The organism is Thauera sp. DNT-1 (assembly GCF_055393985.1).
Genome location: NZ_AP043752.1, coordinates 3,248,550 through 3,264,993, shown reverse-complemented (window position 1 = coordinate 3,264,993; position 16,444 = coordinate 3,248,550). Strand labels below are relative to the sequence as shown.

At 69.4% G+C, this 16,444-nt stretch carries 17 protein-coding genes; 9 read left to right on the top strand and 8 right to left on the bottom strand.

Translation table 11 applies throughout. From position 1 onward, the window contains the following. Positions 1 to 50: 50 nt before the first annotated feature. The 5 genes from ACZ5PP_RS15055 to ACZ5PP_RS15035 all read right to left on the bottom strand — a co-directional run bounded on the left by ACZ5PP_RS15055 (position 51) and on the right by ACZ5PP_RS15035 (position 4,347). Positions 51 to 1,448: an FAD/NAD(P)-binding protein gene (locus ACZ5PP_RS15055; protein WP_004304875.1), complete on the bottom strand. Its 1,398-nt coding sequence runs from the start codon at positions 1,446 to 1,448 to the stop codon at positions 51 to 53. An 18-nt stretch (positions 1,449 to 1,466) separates the two neighbouring features. After that, positions 1,467 to 2,315, bottom strand: coding sequence for an EAL domain-containing protein (locus tag ACZ5PP_RS15050; RefSeq protein ID WP_040828792.1), 849 nt, complete (start codon positions 2,313 to 2,315; stop codon positions 1,467 to 1,469). A 41-nt stretch (positions 2,316 to 2,356) separates the two neighbouring features. Continuing rightward, entirely contained in the window at positions 2,357 to 3,640 is a 1,284-nt protein-coding gene (locus ACZ5PP_RS15045) for an NAD(P)/FAD-dependent oxidoreductase (protein ID WP_004304871.1), read from the bottom strand. 10 nt (positions 3,641 to 3,650) lie between these two features. Then, positions 3,651 to 3,971 carry a c-type cytochrome gene (locus ACZ5PP_RS15040; RefSeq protein WP_004304869.1) on the bottom strand — a complete coding sequence of 107 codons (321 nt, stop codon included), beginning with the start codon at positions 3,969 to 3,971 and terminating at the stop codon, positions 3,651 to 3,653. Positions 3,972 to 4,089: 118 nt separating this feature from the next. Next, the gene (locus ACZ5PP_RS15035; protein ID WP_004304866.1) at positions 4,090 to 4,347 is read right to left on the bottom strand and encodes a hypothetical protein; all 258 of its coding nucleotides are present in this window, start codon (positions 4,345 to 4,347) and stop codon (positions 4,090 to 4,092) included. Positions 4,348 to 4,621: 274 nt separating this feature from the next. On the opposite strand from ACZ5PP_RS15035, the gene ACZ5PP_RS15030 reads away from it, so the two are divergent. Genes ACZ5PP_RS15030 through ACZ5PP_RS15010 form a run of 5 tightly spaced genes read left to right on the top strand, consistent with a single transcriptional unit; the run spans position 4,622 to position 8,513 of the window. After that, positions 4,622 to 4,747, top strand: a complete 126-nt coding sequence (locus ACZ5PP_RS15030; RefSeq protein ID WP_269429723.1) for a hypothetical protein — start codon at positions 4,622 to 4,624, stop codon at positions 4,745 to 4,747. Beyond that, positions 4,747 to 5,583, top strand: coding sequence for a sulfate ABC transporter permease subunit CysT (gene cysT, locus ACZ5PP_RS15025; RefSeq protein ID WP_004304864.1), 837 nt, complete (start codon positions 4,747 to 4,749; stop codon positions 5,581 to 5,583). Before ACZ5PP_RS15030 ends, cysT begins: the two co-directional genes overlap by 1 nt. Before the next feature lies 1 nt (position 5,584). Continuing rightward, entirely contained in the window at positions 5,585 to 6,493 is a 909-nt protein-coding gene (cysW, locus tag ACZ5PP_RS15020) for a sulfate ABC transporter permease subunit CysW (protein ID WP_043742706.1), read from the top strand. Beyond that, positions 6,490 to 7,587: a sulfate/molybdate ABC transporter ATP-binding protein gene (locus tag ACZ5PP_RS15015; protein WP_043742704.1), complete on the top strand. Its 1,098-nt coding sequence runs from the start codon at positions 6,490 to 6,492 to the stop codon at positions 7,585 to 7,587. The genes cysW and ACZ5PP_RS15015 overlap by 4 nt, the downstream gene beginning before the upstream one ends. Next, on the top strand, positions 7,584 to 8,513 hold the full coding sequence (locus ACZ5PP_RS15010) for a CysB family HTH-type transcriptional regulator (protein WP_273421287.1): 930 nt from the start codon (positions 7,584 to 7,586) through the stop codon (positions 8,511 to 8,513). The genes ACZ5PP_RS15015 and ACZ5PP_RS15010 overlap by 4 nt, the downstream gene beginning before the upstream one ends. Before the next feature lie 43 nt (positions 8,514 to 8,556). Here ACZ5PP_RS15010 and ACZ5PP_RS15005 read toward each other — a convergent pair whose 3' ends face one another. Both ACZ5PP_RS15005 and ACZ5PP_RS15000 read right to left on the bottom strand, forming a co-directional pair. Beyond that, positions 8,557 to 9,864, bottom strand: coding sequence for a tryptophan--tRNA ligase (locus ACZ5PP_RS15005; protein WP_464826200.1), 1,308 nt, complete (start codon positions 9,862 to 9,864; stop codon positions 8,557 to 8,559). An 81-nt stretch (positions 9,865 to 9,945) separates the two neighbouring features. Next, positions 9,946 to 10,350 (bottom strand): hypothetical protein, encoded by a 405-nt coding sequence (locus ACZ5PP_RS15000; RefSeq protein ID WP_004304834.1) that lies wholly within the window; start codon positions 10,348 to 10,350, stop codon positions 9,946 to 9,948. Positions 10,351 to 10,630: 280 nt separating this feature from the next. Here ACZ5PP_RS15000 and ACZ5PP_RS14995 point away from each other — a divergent pair, with 280 nt between their 5' ends. From ACZ5PP_RS14995 to ACZ5PP_RS14985, 3 genes are all read left to right on the top strand, one after another. Then, positions 10,631 to 11,497, top strand: coding sequence for a PEP-CTERM sorting domain-containing protein (locus ACZ5PP_RS14995; protein WP_464826199.1), 867 nt, complete (start codon positions 10,631 to 10,633; stop codon positions 11,495 to 11,497). A gap of 254 nt (positions 11,498 to 11,751) precedes the next feature. Further along, entirely contained in the window at positions 11,752 to 12,372 is a 621-nt protein-coding gene (locus ACZ5PP_RS14990; RefSeq protein ID WP_464826198.1) for a DOMON-like domain-containing protein, read from the top strand. Between the two features lie 4 nt (positions 12,373 to 12,376). Continuing rightward, on the top strand, positions 12,377 to 13,600 hold the full coding sequence (locus tag ACZ5PP_RS14985) for an exo-beta-N-acetylmuramidase NamZ family protein (RefSeq protein ID WP_464826197.1): 1,224 nt from the start codon (positions 12,377 to 12,379) through the stop codon (positions 13,598 to 13,600). Here the strand turns inward: ACZ5PP_RS14985 and ACZ5PP_RS14980 are convergent. Next, positions 13,588 to 15,210: a SulP family inorganic anion transporter gene (locus ACZ5PP_RS14980; protein WP_464826196.1), complete on the bottom strand. Its 1,623-nt coding sequence runs from the start codon at positions 15,208 to 15,210 to the stop codon at positions 13,588 to 13,590. The two genes, ACZ5PP_RS14985 and ACZ5PP_RS14980, sit on opposite strands and share 13 nt — an antisense overlap. Before the next feature lie 279 nt (positions 15,211 to 15,489). Here ACZ5PP_RS14980 and ACZ5PP_RS14975 point away from each other — a divergent pair, with 279 nt between their 5' ends. Further along, positions 15,490 to 16,434 (top strand): ribose-phosphate diphosphokinase, encoded by a 945-nt coding sequence (locus tag ACZ5PP_RS14975; protein WP_004310369.1) that lies wholly within the window; start codon positions 15,490 to 15,492, stop codon positions 16,432 to 16,434. Positions 16,435 to 16,444: the final 10 nt, after the last annotated feature.

Here is a 16,444-nt window from a genome sequence, read left to right as displayed (position 1 = left end):
CCTGCTCTGAGGGGCCCTGCGCCGGCAGGAAGAAGCCGCCTACTTGTGGCTCATGCCTGCCCCGGCGTCAGCAGGTGACGCGCCAGGTTGTGCGCGTGTCGCCGCAGTTCGGGCACCGCGATGGCCTCCCAGTAGCGCGCGCGAAGCATGGGCCCGACGTAGTGCAGGCCCGAGACCTTGAGACCGTCTGCACCGACCACATGGTAGCCGGCGTCCACATCGATGCCGATGTGCAGAGGATCCGCGCGCACGCAGCCCTCGTCGCGCAGTTGTGCGACCAAGGGCGAAGCGGTGAGACGGTCGATGTCGTAGTCAGGCCCGGTGCAGTTCACCACCGCAGCGACGTCCCACTCGCGCGCCTCGCTCCCGCCACGCGGCCTGACGATGACCCGCACGCCCGGTCCGTGCTCGTGCATCTGCAGAACCTGCCCCGCAACGACCGCGGCCTGACCGGACGCCAGCATTCCGCGCAGGCGCCGGTAAGCGGTGGGTGCCAGGCGATGGCGATGGATGTCCCACCACGGGCCTACACGCGAGAGAAAACGCCGGCGCTCCATCTCCGGCAGGCGGCGCCAGATCTCCGGCGTATGCGGGCGCAAGGCGTTGACGACGTCGCGCCAGTTGCAGCCCTGGCGCTGCCGAAGGCGGACCTGGCGCCGTATGGCTCGCAAGTAGGCAAAGGTGGTCGGCGGCAGGTCTTCGAGATAGCCCGGGAAAGTCGTCGTTGGCGGCGGTTGCGGAAGCGTACGGTGGCCCTTTGGCAGCAAACCACGTCGCGACAGCAGAAACACCTTGCGCTCATCGTCCCGACTGGTGAGACGAAACAGGGCATCGATCGCGGTGTGTCCGGTGCCAAGGACCACAACAGGTCCGCCCGCGGGGATCTGGTCCATCGCCGCATAATCCCATGGGTTGCCGATATAGCGACTCGAGCCGGCGAGGGCATCGGCGAAGTGCAAGGGCTGCGCGCCCAGATGCCCGAGCGCAAGCACCACCTGATCGGCCTGCCGCGTGACGCCATCGTCCAGTTCGATCTGCAGAAGTGGCGAGGCCTGTTTTCGGCGTACCGCAACGGCCTGGGCGCGAATGCGGGTGAAGGGCGTGCGGCTCCCCCGCTCGGCGACCTGCAGCGTGTGCTCGAGATAGTCGCCAAAAAGCCGCCGCGGCACGAACGATCCCTCATTGAACGCGGGATCGATGTCGCGACAGTAGGCGAGGAAATGCCCCGGCTCATCGGCGAGCGCGCTCATGTTGCCCGCCGGCACGTTGAGCAGCATGCTGTCGTCCCAGATGCGGTACGCCAACCCGCGCGCGGCACGCCGATGCTGTTCGATCAGCGTGACACGCAACTGCCCTGGCCTCGCCTCGCGCAGCAGATGGACGGCGGTGAGCGTACCGCTGAAGCCACCACCAATGATGAAGATTTCCTGCGGACACGATGCGGCCATTGCTCGACTCTCGGTGACTCAGAAGGCGAAGCGGTCCAGCACATGGCGTTCGGCGCGCATGATCGCCGCCCGCTGCGCCGGCAGGCCATAGGCATGGCCCTGGAGGTGCACGCCCTCGGGCAGGGCACCGTCCAGTTTGCGCTCCAGCCGCGTGACGACGATGTCCGCACGCTCGCGCAGCGTTGCCAGCCATTCCAGGCGCGCCCGCCAGTCGTCGGCAATGAACAGTCGCGCGCTGTCGATCTTGACGAACTGAGCCGGCACCAGGCTGGAGAGCGCTTGCCACTGCATCGGCGAATCGACGTTGATCGCCACCTGGAAACCATTGTTGCGGTAGTTGCGCAGCACGAAGGCGAGCAGCTCGGGCTGGCTGCTGGCAGCGAGCGGCGTTTCGATGACGATGCGCTCCGGCGCCAGGCCGAGGGCATCGACCACCTTGCGGAACGCGGCACCGTGATCGCCGCTGACGGCGGCGAGCAGGCGCCCGTGCACGTTGAGGAACAACAGGCTGTCGCGGTCCACCGAGGTCACGAAGTTCAGCGCATGCGCGGTACGCGCCAGACGATCGAGCGCAATCAGGCGGTCGTCGTCGGCGTTGGCCGAAAACAGGGTCCACGGCGAAAGCGACCGCTCGCCGCTGCCCAGGATGCGCAGATAGGCCTCGTAGCCCGTGATGGCCCCGGTGCCGGGGATGACGATAGGCTGGAAGACACTCGACAACTCGCAGCCGAACCAGTCGCCGACCACACCACCTTCCGGCAGACGGCGGAGTTGCCGCCCGCCATCCCGCGCCAGTGGCAGGCGGTCCAGAAAGACTCGGGTACGCTCCGCCAGCGCGCGCGATGGTCCGCCCGGATCTTGATCCATTTTCTGGTCTCCTCATGCACGGGCCCGATCGGGCCCACCTGTCAGGTCAAGGCGTCGGCCCAGATGTTGCGTGCCCACGCCAGCGCGTACTTGCCTTCCAGATCGTTGGCCACTGCCGACAGCCCGCCCGCGCCCTTGACCGGCAGCAGCGTGTTCTCCTGCGTGTCGAACTTGTGGATCGACGCCACGTGCACGACGTCGCGGTCGGAGACGAAGCTGTAGCAGGTGTTGGCGATGATCGGCGTCGGGTTCGGCTCCAGCCCGGTGAGGCTGGCGATGACCGCATCCGCCGCCACCTTGGCGTGGTTGTTGGCCATGAAGCCCGACTTGGGCATCCCGGGCGCGGTGGCGATGGCATCGCCGATCAGGTGCACGCCCGGCACCGCGGTCGACTCGAAGCTGCGGAAATCGACCCCCGCCCAGCGCCCGCCCACATTGGCGAAGGGGCTGGCGATGAGGCCGCTGCGCTGCGGCGGGATGACGTTGAAGAGCTCGGCGCGGACGCTCTCGAACTCGAACTTCCCGACATTGGCGCGCACGTCGAAGTCCTGCAGCACGCTGTCGGGGCGATATTCGATGATGCCCTTGTAGCGCTCCTCCCAGGCCTGCAGGAACAGCGCCTTCTTGGAGGTGATCTCGGGGTTGCCGTCCAGGATCAGCACCTTGGAGCGCGGCTTGTGCTGCTTGAAGTAGTGGGCGACGACGCTGGCGCGTTCGTAAGGCCCGGGCGGGCAGCGGTAGGGCGCCTTGGGGATCGAGATCGCGAAGACCCCGCCATCCGGCAGTTCTTCCAGGCGCTTGCGCAGCGCCACGGTCTGCGCACCGGCCTTCCACGCGTGCAGCACCTGCTGCCGGGCGTCGGCGTTGTTCAGGCCCGGGATCTGCTCGTAGAGAAAGTCGATGCCGGGCGCGACGACGAGCCGGTCCCAGGGCAGCGGATCGCCCTTGGCCAGACGGACTTCGCGCTTGTCCACGTCGATGGCCACCGCCTCGTCGCGCACCAGGCGCACGCCGTACCGGGCCAGGCCATCGTAGGCGAGGGTGATGTCCTCGATCCGCTTGACACCCGCCAGCACCAGGTTGCTGATCGGGCAGGAGACGAAGTTCTGGTTGCGCTCGACCAGGGTCACCTCGAGGCGGGGCTCCCACTTCTTCAGATACTTGGCGGCGGTGGCGCCGCCGAAGCCGCCGCCGATGACGACGACGCGCCCCGGCGCGGCGCGGCCGACGGGGGTCGCGCATGCGCCGACGCCCACGCCGGCACCGAGCGCAAGGGCCAGGCCACCGGCCGACCGGATGAAACCGCGACGATCGATTGTGCTCATGCCCGCCTCCTCAGCGCTTTGCCTGGGCGGCGAACCACTGCGCCAGCCGTTGCAGTTCTTCATCCGTGTAGCCCTTGGCATGCTGATGCATGACGGTCGCCGGGCGCACATCGCGCTTGAACTCGATGAGCAGCGTGTAGAGCTCGTCGGCGTTCCGTCCTGCAAGGCTCGTCATGCCGGCCTGGGCGTGACCGTCGGTGCCGTGGCAGGCCGCGCAGGCGGCCGCCCATACGCGCACAGGGCGATCGTCGGGCGCGGCCTGCACCGAAAAGGGCAAAGCGAGCGCAGCAGCGGCCGCAAGGGCCGCGAGTGCGCGAGTTGCGATGGGCATGTCGGTTCTCTCCGCAGGGGTTGAACGAGGCGGATGCTCGCTGATCCGCCCCCGAAACTGAAAGAAGAAATTCTGCTTAGTTATCCTGGTCCGCAGACCAGGCCCGCGCCGCCCCCTCTCAGGATCGACGTCTCCAGCGTGCGAACGCCAGCAGCAGCACCGCACCGAGGACCGTGCCGGCCCCCAGCCCCGCCCAGCTGCCGACCGGCACGGGATTGCGCACCGCGATGTAGAGCAGCGCGACGGGCAAGGCGATCGCGAAGGCGATGTTTCCACCATCGCGGGTGCGCACGAGCAGCGCGCAGACGGCGTAGAGAAAGCGAATCAGCCCGACCAGCAGCAGCGCCAGCAGGAAATTGCCGAAGAAGTCCGTCACTACGTGCTCCTTGATCAGGTCTCGCCAGCTCGGGCCGGGACCGGCCCCAAGGCGGGACCCGCATTGTATGCAAGCAGCGGCGCGGACGAGTGACCGTCGCGCGGGAGGAGTCCGCACCACACGAAGCCGCGCCATTCGCCGCAGGACGCTGGCCAGCCGGATCGCACGAGGGTTCGATTAGCAGAAAAGCGAATAAGCAACGCGGTTTTTATTATTTTTTTGCCCTGCAGCAACTGACTAGACTCGCTTTCATCCCCTTTGAAAGGAGTCCGACATGGCTCGCAAAGCCCGCCCGATACCCGTCCGCTGCCGCGCCAGCGCCACGCGCCGGGCCAATCGCCGAGACGGTCGCGAGGCCCGCCACGCCCACCGCTTCGAGCCGATCGTGGAGCAAGGCTGATGTCCACCGCCAAGACCTTCCGCGTACTGCCCGGCTTCGGGCCCACGCTCGGCTACACCCTCGCCTACCTGTCGCTGCTGGTGCTGATCCCGCTCGCGGCGGTGTTCCTGAAGACGGCCGAGCTGACTTTCGCCGAGTTCTGGAACGTCGTCACCGCACCGCGGGTGGTGGCCTCCTACAAGCTGTCCTTCGGCATGTCCCTGCTCGCCGCCGCGATCAACGCCGTGTTCGGGCTGATGCTGGCATGGGCGCTGGTGCGCTACTCCTTCCCCGGCAAGAAGCTGATCGACGCCCTGGTCGACCTGCCCTTCGCGCTACCCACCGCGGTGGCCGGCATCGCGCTGACCGCGCTGTACGCGAAGAACGGCTGGATCGGCCAGTTCCTCGAGCCGCTCGGCATCCAGGTCGCGTTCAAGCCGCTCGGCGTGCTGGTGGCGCTGGTCTTCATCGGCCTGCCCTTCGTGGTGCGCACGGTGCAGCCCATCCTGGAAGACCTCGACACCGAACTCGAAGAAGCCGCCACCAGCCTCGGCGCGCAGCGCTGGCAGGCCTTCCGCCACGTCATCCTGCCGATCGTGTTCCCGGCGCTCTTGACCGGCTTCGCGCTCGCCTTCGCGCGTGCGGTGGGTGAATACGGCTCGGTGATCTTCATCGCCGGCAACATCCCCATGGTGTCGGAGATCACCCCGCTGATGATCATCACCAAGCTCGAGCAGTACGACTACACCGGCGCCACCGCGATCGCCACCGTGATGCTGATCCTGTCCTTCACCCTGCTGCTGCTCATCAACGGCCTGCAGGCGTGGACCGCCAAACGAACCGGGAGGGACCGCTGACATGGCCGGCGCCACCACACTCCGCCTGGGCGCGGCCCAGGCCATCGGTCAGACGCGCTTCGAGGCGCGCGCGGCGACGCGCGAGACGGCGCTGGTGAAGTGGCTGATCCTCGGCACCGCCCTCACCTTCTTCGCGGTGTTCCTGCTGATGCCGCTGATCGCGGTCTTCGTCGAGGCGCTGCGCAAGGGCTGGGAGACCTACGCCAGCGCGCTGGTCGACCCGGACGCGCTGTCCGCGCTGCGCCTGACCCTGCTCGCCGCGGCGATCGCGCTGCCGCTGAACCTGGTGTTCGGCGTGTGCGCGGCGTGGGCGATCGCCAAGTTCGAGTTCCGCGGCAAGCACTTCCTGATCACGCTCATCGACCTGCCCTTCTCGGTGTCGCCGGTGATCGCCGGCCTGATCTACGTGCTGGTGTTCGGCGCTCAGGGCTGGTTCGGGCCGTGGCTGGCGGAGCACGACGTGAAGATCATCTTCGCGGTGCCGGGCATCGTGCTCGCCACCGTGTTCGTGACCTTCCCCTTCATCGCCCGCGAGCTGATCCCGCTGATGCAGGCGCAGGGCAAGGAGGAAGAGGAAGCCGCGGTGGTGCTCGGCGCCAACGGCCTGCAGACCTTCTGGCACGTCACCCTGCCCAACGTGAAGTGGGGCCTGCTGTACGGCGTCATCCTCACCAACGCACGCGCGATGGGCGAGTTCGGCGCGGTGTCGGTGGTGTCCGGGCACATCCGCGGCGAGACCAACACGCTGCCGCTGCACGTCGAGATCCTCTACAACGAGTACCAGTTCGCCGCCGCGTTCGCGGTGGCCTCGCTGCTCGCCCTGCTGGCGCTGGTCACCCTGGGCATCAAGACCTGGATCGAGCACCGCGCCGCGCACACGCAACACGACATTCACGAAGGACAGCCATGAGCATCCAGGTTCGCAACATCCACAAGCGCTTCGGCAGCTTCGTCGCCCTCGACGACGTGTCGCTCGACTTTCCCACCGGCGAGCTGGTGGCGCTGCTCGGCCCCTCGGGCTGCGGCAAGACCACGCTGCTGCGCGTGATCGCCGGGCTGGAGCAGGCCGATGCCGGCCAGGTGCTGCTCGACGGCGAAGACGCCTCAGGCACGCATGTGCGCGATCGCCAGGTGGGCTTCGTGTTCCAGCACTACGCGCTGTTCCGCCACATGAGCGTGTTCGACAACGTCGCCTTCGGGCTGCGCATGAAGCCGCGCGGCCAGCGGCCGACGGAGAAGCAGATCGCCGAGAAGGTGCACGCGCTGCTCGACCTCGTGCAGCTCGACTGGCTCGCCGACCGCTTCCCGGCCCAGCTCTCCGGCGGCCAGCGCCAGCGCATCGCGCTCGCGCGCGCGCTCGCGGTGGAGCCGCGCGTGCTGCTGCTCGACGAGCCCTTCGGCGCGCTCGACGCCAAGGTGCGCAAGGAGCTGCGGCGCTGGCTGCGCAAGCTGCACGACGAGCTGCACGTCACCTCGATCTTCGTCACCCACGACCAGGAAGAGGCACTCGAAGTCGCCGACCGCGTGGTGCTGATGAACCAGGGCGCGGTCGAGCAGATCGGCACGCCGGAAGAGGTCTACCGCCGACCGGCGACGCCCTTCGTATATGGTTTTCTCGGCGCGGTGAACCTGTTCCACGGCCGCGTCGACGGCGAGGGCCTGCGCGTCGGCGACGCGCGCCTGCCACAGCAGGCGCGCGGCTTCGGCGAGGGCGCCGAGGTGCTGGCCTTCGCCCGCCCGCACGAACTCGACATCGTGCCGGACGCCGGCGCGGGCGAGGGCATCGCGGCACGGGTGAGCCGCGTCCTGGCCTTCGGGATCACGGCGCGCGTCGAACTCGATGGCCTGAACGGCGCCCAGGGCCAGCATTTCGAGGTGGAGATCACACGCGAGCGCGTCGACCGCCTCGGTCTCGCGGAAGGACAGGCCGTGCGCCTGCTACCCTCGCACCTGAGCCTGTTCGAATCGCGACAGGCCGCCACGACGGCCGGAGCCGCCCGATGAATTTCCAGCAGTTGCGCATCATCCGCGAGACCGTACGGCGCGGGTTCAATCTTACCGAGGTGGCCAACGCGCTGTTCACCTCGCAGTCCGGGGTGTCCAAGCACATCAAGGACCTCGAGGACGAGCTCGGCATCGAGCTCTTCGTGCGCAAGGGCAAGCGCCTGCTCGGCCTCACCCCACCCGGCGAGGAGCTGGTGGTGATGGTCGAGCGCATGCTGCTCGACGCCGCCAACATCAAGCGCCTGGCCGACCAGTACCGCGGGCGCGACGAAGGCCAGCTCACGGTGGTCACCACCCACACCCAGGCGCGCTACGCGCTGCCCAAGGTCGTGGCGGCCTTCAAACGCGCCTACCCACGCGTGCTGCTCAAGCTGCACCAGGGCAGCCCGCACGAGATCGTGCAGATGCTGCTCGACGGCGAGGCCGACATCGGCGTGGCCACCGAGGCGCTGGCCGAGGTGCCGGAGCTGGCCTCCTTCCCCTACTACGGCTGGCAGCACGCGGTGGTCGTGCCCGCCGGGCACCCGCTCGAAGAAGCGCACCCGCTGACCCTGGAGGCGATCGCCACGCATCCGCTCATCACCTACCACGAGGGCTTCACCGGCCGCACCCGCATCGACCAGACCTTCGCCCGCGCCGGGCTGACGCCCGACGTGGTGATGTCGGCGCTCGACGCCGACGTGATCAAGACCTATGTGGAGCTCGGGCTGGGCGTGGGCATCCTGGCCTCGATGGCCTTCAACCCGGCGCGCGACCCGGGCCTGCGCAAGCTCGACAGCGACCACCTGTTCGCCGAGAACGTCACCCGCATCGCGGTGCGTCGCGGCCACTACCTGCGCGGCTTCGCCTACCGCTTCATCGAGCTGTGCGCGCCCGAGCTGACCGAGACGGTGGTCGCGGACGCGGTGGGCGGCACGGCGGGCTGAACCGGCGCTTCGCCAGCCGAGCGGGCGCCTGCCGCCCGCAGGCTCAGTCGGCGAAGGCGCCCAGCGCCGCGCACAGGGTGGCCTCGTCGACGCCGTCGGCCAGCACCGCCACCTGCGCGCCGGCCAGCCACAGCGCTGCCTCCTTCATCTCGAAGGCGCTCCCCGCCTTCAGCGCCGCCACCACCGCGCCCGCCTCGCGCGGCGAAGCGAAGCCCTCGCCCTGCAGCAGCAGGCGGCCGTCGGCGTCGATCAGCTTGAAGTGGAAGCGGCCGTCGGCCTCGCGGTACTGCTTGAACTGGGGCTGTGCGGTCTTCGCCTTCTCGGCCTTGGCCTCGCCCGCCACGCTGGCAAGATTGCGCAGGCCCACCGCGCGGCGCAGCTCGCCGAGGAAGGGGGTGGCGATCGCGCGCGCCTTGGCGGCGCCTTCGTGCAGATGCTTCTCGATGCGCGCCGGCTCGGCGATCAGCGCCAGGTAGTGCTCGCGCATCGGCGCCACCGCGGCCTCGATCTTCTCGAACAGCGCCTGCTTGGCCTCACCCCAGGCGATACCCTCGTCGAAGGCAGTACGCATGGCGCGCGTCTCCTCGGCGGTCGAGAAGGCCTGGTAGAGCTGGAACAGCGCCGAGCCGTCGGCGTCCTTGGGCTCGCCCGGCGCCTTGGAGTCGGTGACGATGGAGAAGATCAGCTTCTTCAGCTCGGCAGTGGGCGCGAACAGCGGGATGGTGTTGTCGTAACTCTTGCTCATCTTGCGGCCGTCCAGCCCGGGCAGGGTGGCGACCGAGGCGTCGATGGCGGCCTCGGGCAGCACGAAGTGCTCGCCGTAAAGATGGTTGAAGCTGCCCGCCATGTCGCGCGCCATCTCGATGTGCTGGATCTGGTCGCGCCCGACCGGCACCGAGTGCGCCTTGAACATCAGGATGTCGGCGGCCATCAGCACCGGGTACATGTAGAGGCCCATGTTGACCCCGGCGTCCGGATCGACGCCATCGGCGGTGTTCTTGTCCACCGCCGCCTTGTAGGCGTGGGCGCGGTTGAGCAGGCCCTTGCCGCACACGCAGGTGAGCAGCCAGGTGAGCTCGGGGATCTCGGGGATGTCGGACTGGCGATAGAACCACACGCGGTCGGTGTCCAGGCCGGCGGCGATCCAGGTGGCGGCGATCTCCAGCGTCGAGCGCTGAACGCGCAGCGGGTCGGTGGTCTTGATCAGCGCGTGGTAGTCGGCCAGGAAGTAGAAGCTCTCGACGCCGGGCTGGCGGCTGGCGGCGACTGCCGGACGGATGGCGCCGGCGTAGTTGCCGAGGTGGGGCGTGCCCGAGGTGGTGATCCCGGTGAGGACGCGCTGGACAGACATGGATCGCTCCGGCTCAAACTGGACAGGGAGCGCGAGTTTAACGGCTTCGGCGCGCGCGCATAAGGCGCGGGCGCAGCTCGCTCACTCCTGCCAGCGCAGCGACAGGCGTGCGCCGCCCTGCGGCACGAGATCGACCCAGTGTTCCTGGCGCGCGCCGGCATAGGACGCGGAGATCCGGTAGCGCCCCGGCGCGGGCACATCGACCTGACCGATCGGCCCGCAGGACGCCTCGACGCGCTGCCCGGAGAGCGGCTCGTCGACCCGCGTCTCGACGTCGGTGACCCAGCCGCCCGCGGTGGTGGAGAAGAACACGGTCAGCGCATGCATGCCGATCTCGGCGCGCATGCGCTCGGACTCCTCGAGCCCGATGCCGCCGCACTCCAGCCGGAGCACGGGCGCATCGTCCACCACCGGCTGCGTCCATCCCGGGGCGGCGAGCGCAAGCAGGGCAAGGGCGGCGAACACGCGTTTGCAAGGTTTCATCATTGGGTGCGACTCCGGGAACCGCCCGAATCAGGCTTCCGCATTGTTCCCGGCTCCCCGCGGGGAGGCAAGGATCGGACTGCAAGCGGGTGACGCAGTCGCACCGCCCGCGCAGCATTTACGTGGATCTTGCGTTCCTTTAGACGCGATCTTTACCAAAGGTGGGGAAATTGTCACAGTCATTCGAGCGGATCTCGGCGACCCTTCAGGCACATCCCGCCCTCCCATCCCGTGGGGCGACTGCATGCACACGACCAGCTCGATAGAGAAGACGACCGAACCGATGAAAACCCTGCTCCTCGCCCTGGCCCTGTCCGCCGTGGGCACGGCTCAAGCCGCCGTATGCCAAGTCAGCGACGTGAAGGTGACCGGCGTCAGCGTCTACAGCGGAACGACGCGGGACGCGGCGCTTGCCCCGATCCCGCTCGACACCCTGCCGGTCAGCGCCGCCGCCTGTGCCGGCGCGTTCAGCGGCAACGACGGCCACTACCCCCAGACCAATCTCGGCTACGCGGGCGACGGACTGCTCAACGGCGGCGCCCAGATGGGCAGCAAGTCGGTCCTGTTCCCGGGCGGGGCCTTCATCAGCGAGCACTACCCGCTCCAGGACCTGCGCGGCGACGGCACGGCCAACGACCCGGGCTGGATCATGCTGGGCAAGTCGGAAACACAGGGCGGGCGCTGGCAGTTCTCCCCGAGCGCGATCGGCGGTGACCGCTCGGTGGTCCTCGACTCCTTCTTCAGCGTGACCGAAACCAGTGCCGGCAAGGGAACGTGGTCCTTCACGCCGGATGCGGAAGCGGCACGGCGCGCCGCCTCCGTCCTTGGAGGCAACTGGATAGACCAGTTCGCGATCTCGTTCAAGGCGGGGAACGGCTTCGCCCTGTACAGCTTCACCTCCGCACTCTTCGATGCTGCGACACCGAAGGCGAGCGACCCGCTGCTGAACTGGTTCGGCAGCTACGATCTGACCGAGACCTTGATCAACCGGGGCGGCAACCCGGCGGGGCTGTCCCACGTCACGCTGTGGGTGCGCGACCCTGCGACAAGCCCGGATCCGGTCCCCGCGACCAATGCGGTGCCCGAACCCGGCTCGCTGGGCCTGCTCGCCCTCGCCCTCGTCGGCCTGGGCTTGCGGCGTCGCGGCTGACCCTGGCGGGTGCCGCGCGGGTCCGGGGCGGCACCCGGCGCCCCCCTGCGCATCCACCCCGCGGATGCACGCCCACCGGCCGGCAAGCACGCACGAAATGCCCGGCCGGCCGAAGCGCCGTGGGCGCGGCCGGCCGAACGCGTTAACATTGCGCGTCTCATGCCGCATGCGCACCCGCCCGCGGGTACGCACCGCCCCCGCACCGCCCTGCCTGCCTGCCCCTCGTCGCCAGCCTCTCATTTCCAGCCGACATCGTGACCCAGCCTCTTACCGAACGTCCCCGCGTCCCCATCATCACCGTGGGCCTGCGCCCCCACCCCACCAGCCCGGACGCCGAAGCGCCCTGGCAAGGCCCGGTGGGCCGCCTGCTCGCCACCATGTTCGCCCTCCCCGAAGGCGGCGCGGTGTTCGAGTTCCGCCTCGAGGAGAGCCGCCCCGCCCAGCTCGCGATCCCGGCACCGGCCACGCCCGGCCCCGCCGACGAGCTGTGGAAGCACACCTGCTTCGAGGTCTTCCTCGGCGTGCCGGGCGAGGCCGGCTATCGCGAATACAACTTCTCGCCCTCGGGACAGTGGGCGGTCTATGGCTTCCGCGCCTGGCGCGAGCGCATCGAGGACTACATCCCCGCGGCCAAGCCCGAGGTCCTCTTCGACCAGACCGACGACGGCCTGGTGCTTGAGGCCCGCGTGCCCGCCGAGCTGCTGCCGGCGGTGCCGGCCGGCGGCGACCTGCAGGTGAGCCTGACCGCGGTCGTCGAACGCAAGGACGGCATGCTCGAATACTGGGCGCTGCGCCACGCCGCCGCGCAACCCGACTTCCATGCCCGTGACACCTTCGTGCTGACCCTGGCCACCGCGACGCAGAAGGCAGCCTGAAGCCATGGCGCAACCGGTCCGTTTCGGCCTCGACCGCCTGCTGGAGGATTCCGCGTTGCGCCGCCCGCTGGCGGGCAGACGCGTCGCCCTGCTCGCCCACCCGGCCTCGGTCACGCGCGCGCTGATGCATTCGCTCGACGCGCTCGCGGCCCTGCCCGGGCTCCAGCTGACGGCCGCCTTCGGCCCCCAGCACGGCCTGCGCGGCGACAAGCAGGACAACATGGTGGAGTCGCCCGACTACACCGACCCGCAGCTCGGCATCCCGGTGTTCAGCCTGTACGGCGAGGTGCGCCGCCCGACCGCGGCGATGATGGACAGCTTCGACGTGCTGCTGGTGGACCTGCAGGACCTCGGCTGCCGCATCTACACCTTCATCACCACGCTGCGCTACGTACTCGAAGAAGCGGCCCGCCTCGGCAAGTCGGTATGGGTACTCGACCGCCCCAACCCCGCCGGGCGGCCGGTCGAAGGCACGCTGCTGCGCGACGGCTGGGAGAGCTTCGTCGGCGCCGGGCCCTTGCCGATGCGCCACGGACTCACCATGGGCGAACTCGCGCACTGGTTCGTCGCCACGTTGAAGCTGGACGTCGAACTGCGCGTGATCGAGATGCAAGGCTGGGACCCCGACGCCGCCCCCGGCTTCGGCTGGCCGCTCGGCGAGCGCAGCTGGGTCAACCCCAGCCCCAACGCCCCCAACCTGTGGATGGCGCGCGCCTACGCCGGCACCGTGATGCTCGAGGGCACGACGTTGTCGGAAGGGCGCGGCACCACTCGCCCGCTGGAGCTCTTCGGCGCGCCCGATGTCAACGCGCGCGCGCTCGTCACGGAGATGCGCGCGCTCGCGCCCGAGTGGCTCGCCGGCTGCGTGCTGCGCGAGTGCTGGTTCGAGCCCACCTTCCACAAGCACGCAGCCAAACTGTGCAACGGCGTGCACATCCACGTCGAGGACCCGGCGCACTACGACCATGCCGCTTTCCGTCCCTGGCGGGTGCAGGCGCTCGCCTTCAAGGCCATCCGCCGGTTGTGGCCCGACTACCCGCTGTGGCGCGACTTTCCCTACGAGTACGAACACGGGCGCCTCGCGATCGACCTGATCAACGGCTCGCCGCTGCTGCGCGAGTGGGTGGACGACCCGGCGGCGACGCCCGCGATGCTCGACGCGCTCGCCTGCCCCGACGAGGCGGCGTGGGTCGAGACGCGCCGGCCCTTCCTGCTCTACCCCGGCTGAGGCCTCGCCGCGGCCAGCCGCCGCGCCTCGGCGAGGGCGGCGTCGAGCTCGTCGTGCAGGATCGCGGCGGGCAGCTGCGGCGCACCCAGGCGCAGCAGCTGGGCATGGATCTCGGGCGGCACCACCACGCGCGCGGCGATCGACTGCGCCTGCAGGCCCTCGATCATTTCCTCCAGCGCGAACTGCGCCGACAGGTCCATGAAGGGCACCCGGCTGCAGTCGAAGACGACGACGCGGGTGCCGATCACCTGGTCCACGCGCTCGAGCAGCTGGCTCGCCGAGCCGAAGAAGAAGGCGCCCTCGATCTCGATCACGCGCACGCCGCTGTCGAGGCCGGGGAGCTCGTCGCCGGCGGGTGTCTGACCGCCCTCCTCCGCATGGGGGAGCGGACGGACGCGCAGGCTGCTCTGGCGGGCGAGGCGGTGGATGATCAGCGCCATCGACAGGATCACGCCGGCGCCCACCGCCACGATCAGGTCCACCAGCACGGTGAGCGCGAACACCGCCGCCATCACCGCGACGTCGGCGCGCGGCGCCGTGCGCACCAGGCGCAGCATGCGGTAGTCGAGGATGTCCACGCCGACCTTGATCAGGATGCCGGCGAGCACCGCGAGCGGGATACGCTCGGCGAGCGGCCCCAGCCCGAGCAGCAGGGCGAGCAGGAAGAGCGAATGCACCACGCCCGAGGCACGGCCGCGCCCGCCCGACTTGATGTTGATGACCGTGCGCATGGTCGCGCCCGCGCCCGGCAGGCCGCCGACGAAGGCGCACAGCAGGTTGCCGATGCCCTGGCCGACGAGCTCGCGGTTGGAGTGATGACGGGTGCGCGTGATCGAGTCGGCGACCAGCGAGGTCAGCAGGCTGTCGATGCTGCCGAGCACCCCGAGGGTGATGCCGAGCAGCAGCACGGTGGTCCAGGTCTCCAGCGTGAAGCTCGGCAGCGCCGGTACGGGCAGCCCGGCGGGGATGTCGCCGATCACCGGCACCTGCAGGTCGGCGACGGCGGACAGCGCGCTCATCGCCACCAGCGCGACCAGGGGTGCAGGCACGATCCGGCTCACCGTCATCGGGGTGCGGAACACGATCAGCAGGGTGAGCCCGCCGAGCAGCAGGGCCTCGGCGTTCACCTTGGCGAGCACGCCCGGGAGCGCGAGCACCGCGGCCAGCGGCGAGGACGCCGGCGCCACGCCGAGCAGCGGCGCGCTCTGCAGCAGCACGATGATCACGCCGATGCCGCTCATGAAGCCGGAGACCACAGGATAGGGGATGAAGCGCACCAGCCCGCCGGTGCGCAGCACGCCGAGGCCGATCTGCACCAACCCGCCCACCAGCACCGCCGCCATCGCCAGCGCGGCATCGCCGCCCACCACCGCGAGCGCGGAGGCGAACACCACGGTCATCGGCCCGGTAGGGCCGGAGATCTGCATGCGGGTGCCGCCGAGCAGCGCGGCGACGAAGCCGAGCACGATCGCACCGTACAGCCCGGCCGCGGCCCCAGCGCCGGAGGCCACGCCGAAGGCGAGCGCGAGCGGCAGCGCCACGATGCCGGCGGTGAGGCCGCCGAAGAAGTCCCCGCGCAAACGGGCGAGCGCCGAAGCCTGCGCATTCATGAGCGCCTCGAATCGAAGTCTCGTCCGGGCGGCTCGGACGGGTTCGTGGGTGCTGTCCCCGACCGCCGTGTTTTGTACAACGATGTGGCAAAAAGCGGCGCGCCGCAAGCCCCCGCCACTTGCCCTCGAGCGCTTCGGCGAAGCCTCGCTTCGGGAAGCATTCAGCTTCCTGATTCGCCCCCGGCCGCCCTCTTCCCGTAGCATTGCGCCTGCGCCCGAAACCGCGGCCCGCGCCCCCCGATCCGGCGCTGCGCGAACCCACCACAGGAGCCTCCACCGATGATCAAGCACGGCCTGCAGATCTTCGCCTGCAACGCCAGCCGCGAGCTCGCGTGCGACATCAGCAACCGCCTCGGCCTGCGCCCGGGCCGCATCGACATCTCGCGCTTCTCCAACGACAACCTGCGCGTGCAGATCCAGGAGAACGTGCGCGAACGCGACGTCTTCGTCGTGCAGTCCTTCACCGAGCCGGTGAGCGAGCACATCATGGAGCTGATGATCACGCTCGACGCGCTGCGCAGCGCCTCGGCGCAGCGCATCACCGCGGTGATCCCCTACTACTCGTACGCACGCTCGGACAAGAAGGACGCGCCGCGCATCTCGATCACCGGACGGCTGATCGCAGATCTGCTGCAGACCGCCGGGGCGAACCGGGTGCTGACCATGGACCTGCACGCCGACCAGGTGCACGGCTTCTTCAGCGTTCCGGTCGACCACCTCACCGCGGTGTCGCTGATCGCCGAGCACTTCCGCAACCGCCACGATCTGTCGAACATGGTCGCGGTCGCCACCGACGCCGGCGGCGCCAAGCGCACCGGGCGCTTCTCGGAGAAGCTCGGCATCCCGATGGCGATCATCGACAAGCGCCGCGTGTCGGACACGGCCGTCAAACAGGGTGCGGTGGTCGGCGACGTGGCCGGGCGCGACGTGGTGATCTTCGAGGACGAGATCGCCACCGCCGGCACCCTGGTGTCGTCGGTGGACACGCTGAAGGCCGCCGGCGCGCGCAGCATCCACGCCGCCGCCACCCACGGCGTGCTGTGCGGACCGGCGATCGAGCGCCTGCGCGCGGCGGCGATCGACTCGGTGGTGGTCACCAACACCGTGGCGCTGCCGGAAGACAAGCGTCTCGACAAGCTCGCCGTGCTCAACGTCGCACCGCTCTTCGCCGCGGCGATCGAGCGCATCCACAGCGGCCAGAGCGTGGGCGCGCTGTTCGAGTGAGCGGGAGCGC

Excerpts from the sequence above, each read along its gene's own strand:
- ACZ5PP_RS15055 (WP_004304875.1), bottom strand. The coding sequence starts at position 1,448 with ATGGCCGCATCGTGTCCGCAGGAAATCTTCATCATTGGTGGTGGCTTC.
- ACZ5PP_RS15050 (WP_040828792.1), bottom strand. The coding sequence starts at position 2,315 with ATGGATCAAGATCCGGGCGGACCATCGCGCGCGCTGGCGGAGCGTACC.
- ACZ5PP_RS15045 (WP_004304871.1), bottom strand. The coding sequence starts at position 3,640 with ATGAGCACAATCGATCGTCGCGGTTTCATCCGGTCGGCCGGTGGCCTG.
- ACZ5PP_RS15040 (WP_004304869.1), bottom strand. The coding sequence starts at position 3,971 with ATGCCCATCGCAACTCGCGCACTCGCGGCCCTTGCGGCCGCTGCTGCG.
- ACZ5PP_RS15030 (WP_269429723.1), top strand. The coding sequence starts at position 4,622 with ATGGCTCGCAAAGCCCGCCCGATACCCGTCCGCTGCCGCGCCAGCGCC.
- cysT (WP_004304864.1), top strand. The coding sequence starts at position 4,747 with ATGTCCACCGCCAAGACCTTCCGCGTACTGCCCGGCTTCGGGCCCACG.
- cysW (WP_043742706.1), top strand. The coding sequence starts at position 5,585 with ATGGCCGGCGCCACCACACTCCGCCTGGGCGCGGCCCAGGCCATCGGT.
- ACZ5PP_RS15015 (WP_043742704.1), top strand. The coding sequence starts at position 6,490 with ATGAGCATCCAGGTTCGCAACATCCACAAGCGCTTCGGCAGCTTCGTC.
- ACZ5PP_RS15010 (WP_273421287.1), top strand. The coding sequence starts at position 7,584 with ATGAATTTCCAGCAGTTGCGCATCATCCGCGAGACCGTACGGCGCGGG.
- ACZ5PP_RS15005 (WP_464826200.1), bottom strand. The coding sequence starts at position 9,864 with ATGTCTGTCCAGCGCGTCCTCACCGGGATCACCACCTCGGGCACGCCC.
- ACZ5PP_RS15000 (WP_004304834.1), bottom strand. The coding sequence starts at position 10,350 with ATGATGAAACCTTGCAAACGCGTGTTCGCCGCCCTTGCCCTGCTTGCG.
- ACZ5PP_RS14995 (WP_464826199.1), top strand. The coding sequence starts at position 10,631 with ATGAAAACCCTGCTCCTCGCCCTGGCCCTGTCCGCCGTGGGCACGGCT.
- ACZ5PP_RS14985 (WP_464826197.1), top strand. The coding sequence starts at position 12,377 with ATGGCGCAACCGGTCCGTTTCGGCCTCGACCGCCTGCTGGAGGATTCC.
- ACZ5PP_RS14980 (WP_464826196.1), bottom strand. The coding sequence starts at position 15,210 with ATGAATGCGCAGGCTTCGGCGCTCGCCCGTTTGCGCGGGGACTTCTTC.
- ACZ5PP_RS14975 (WP_004310369.1), top strand. The coding sequence starts at position 15,490 with ATGATCAAGCACGGCCTGCAGATCTTCGCCTGCAACGCCAGCCGCGAG.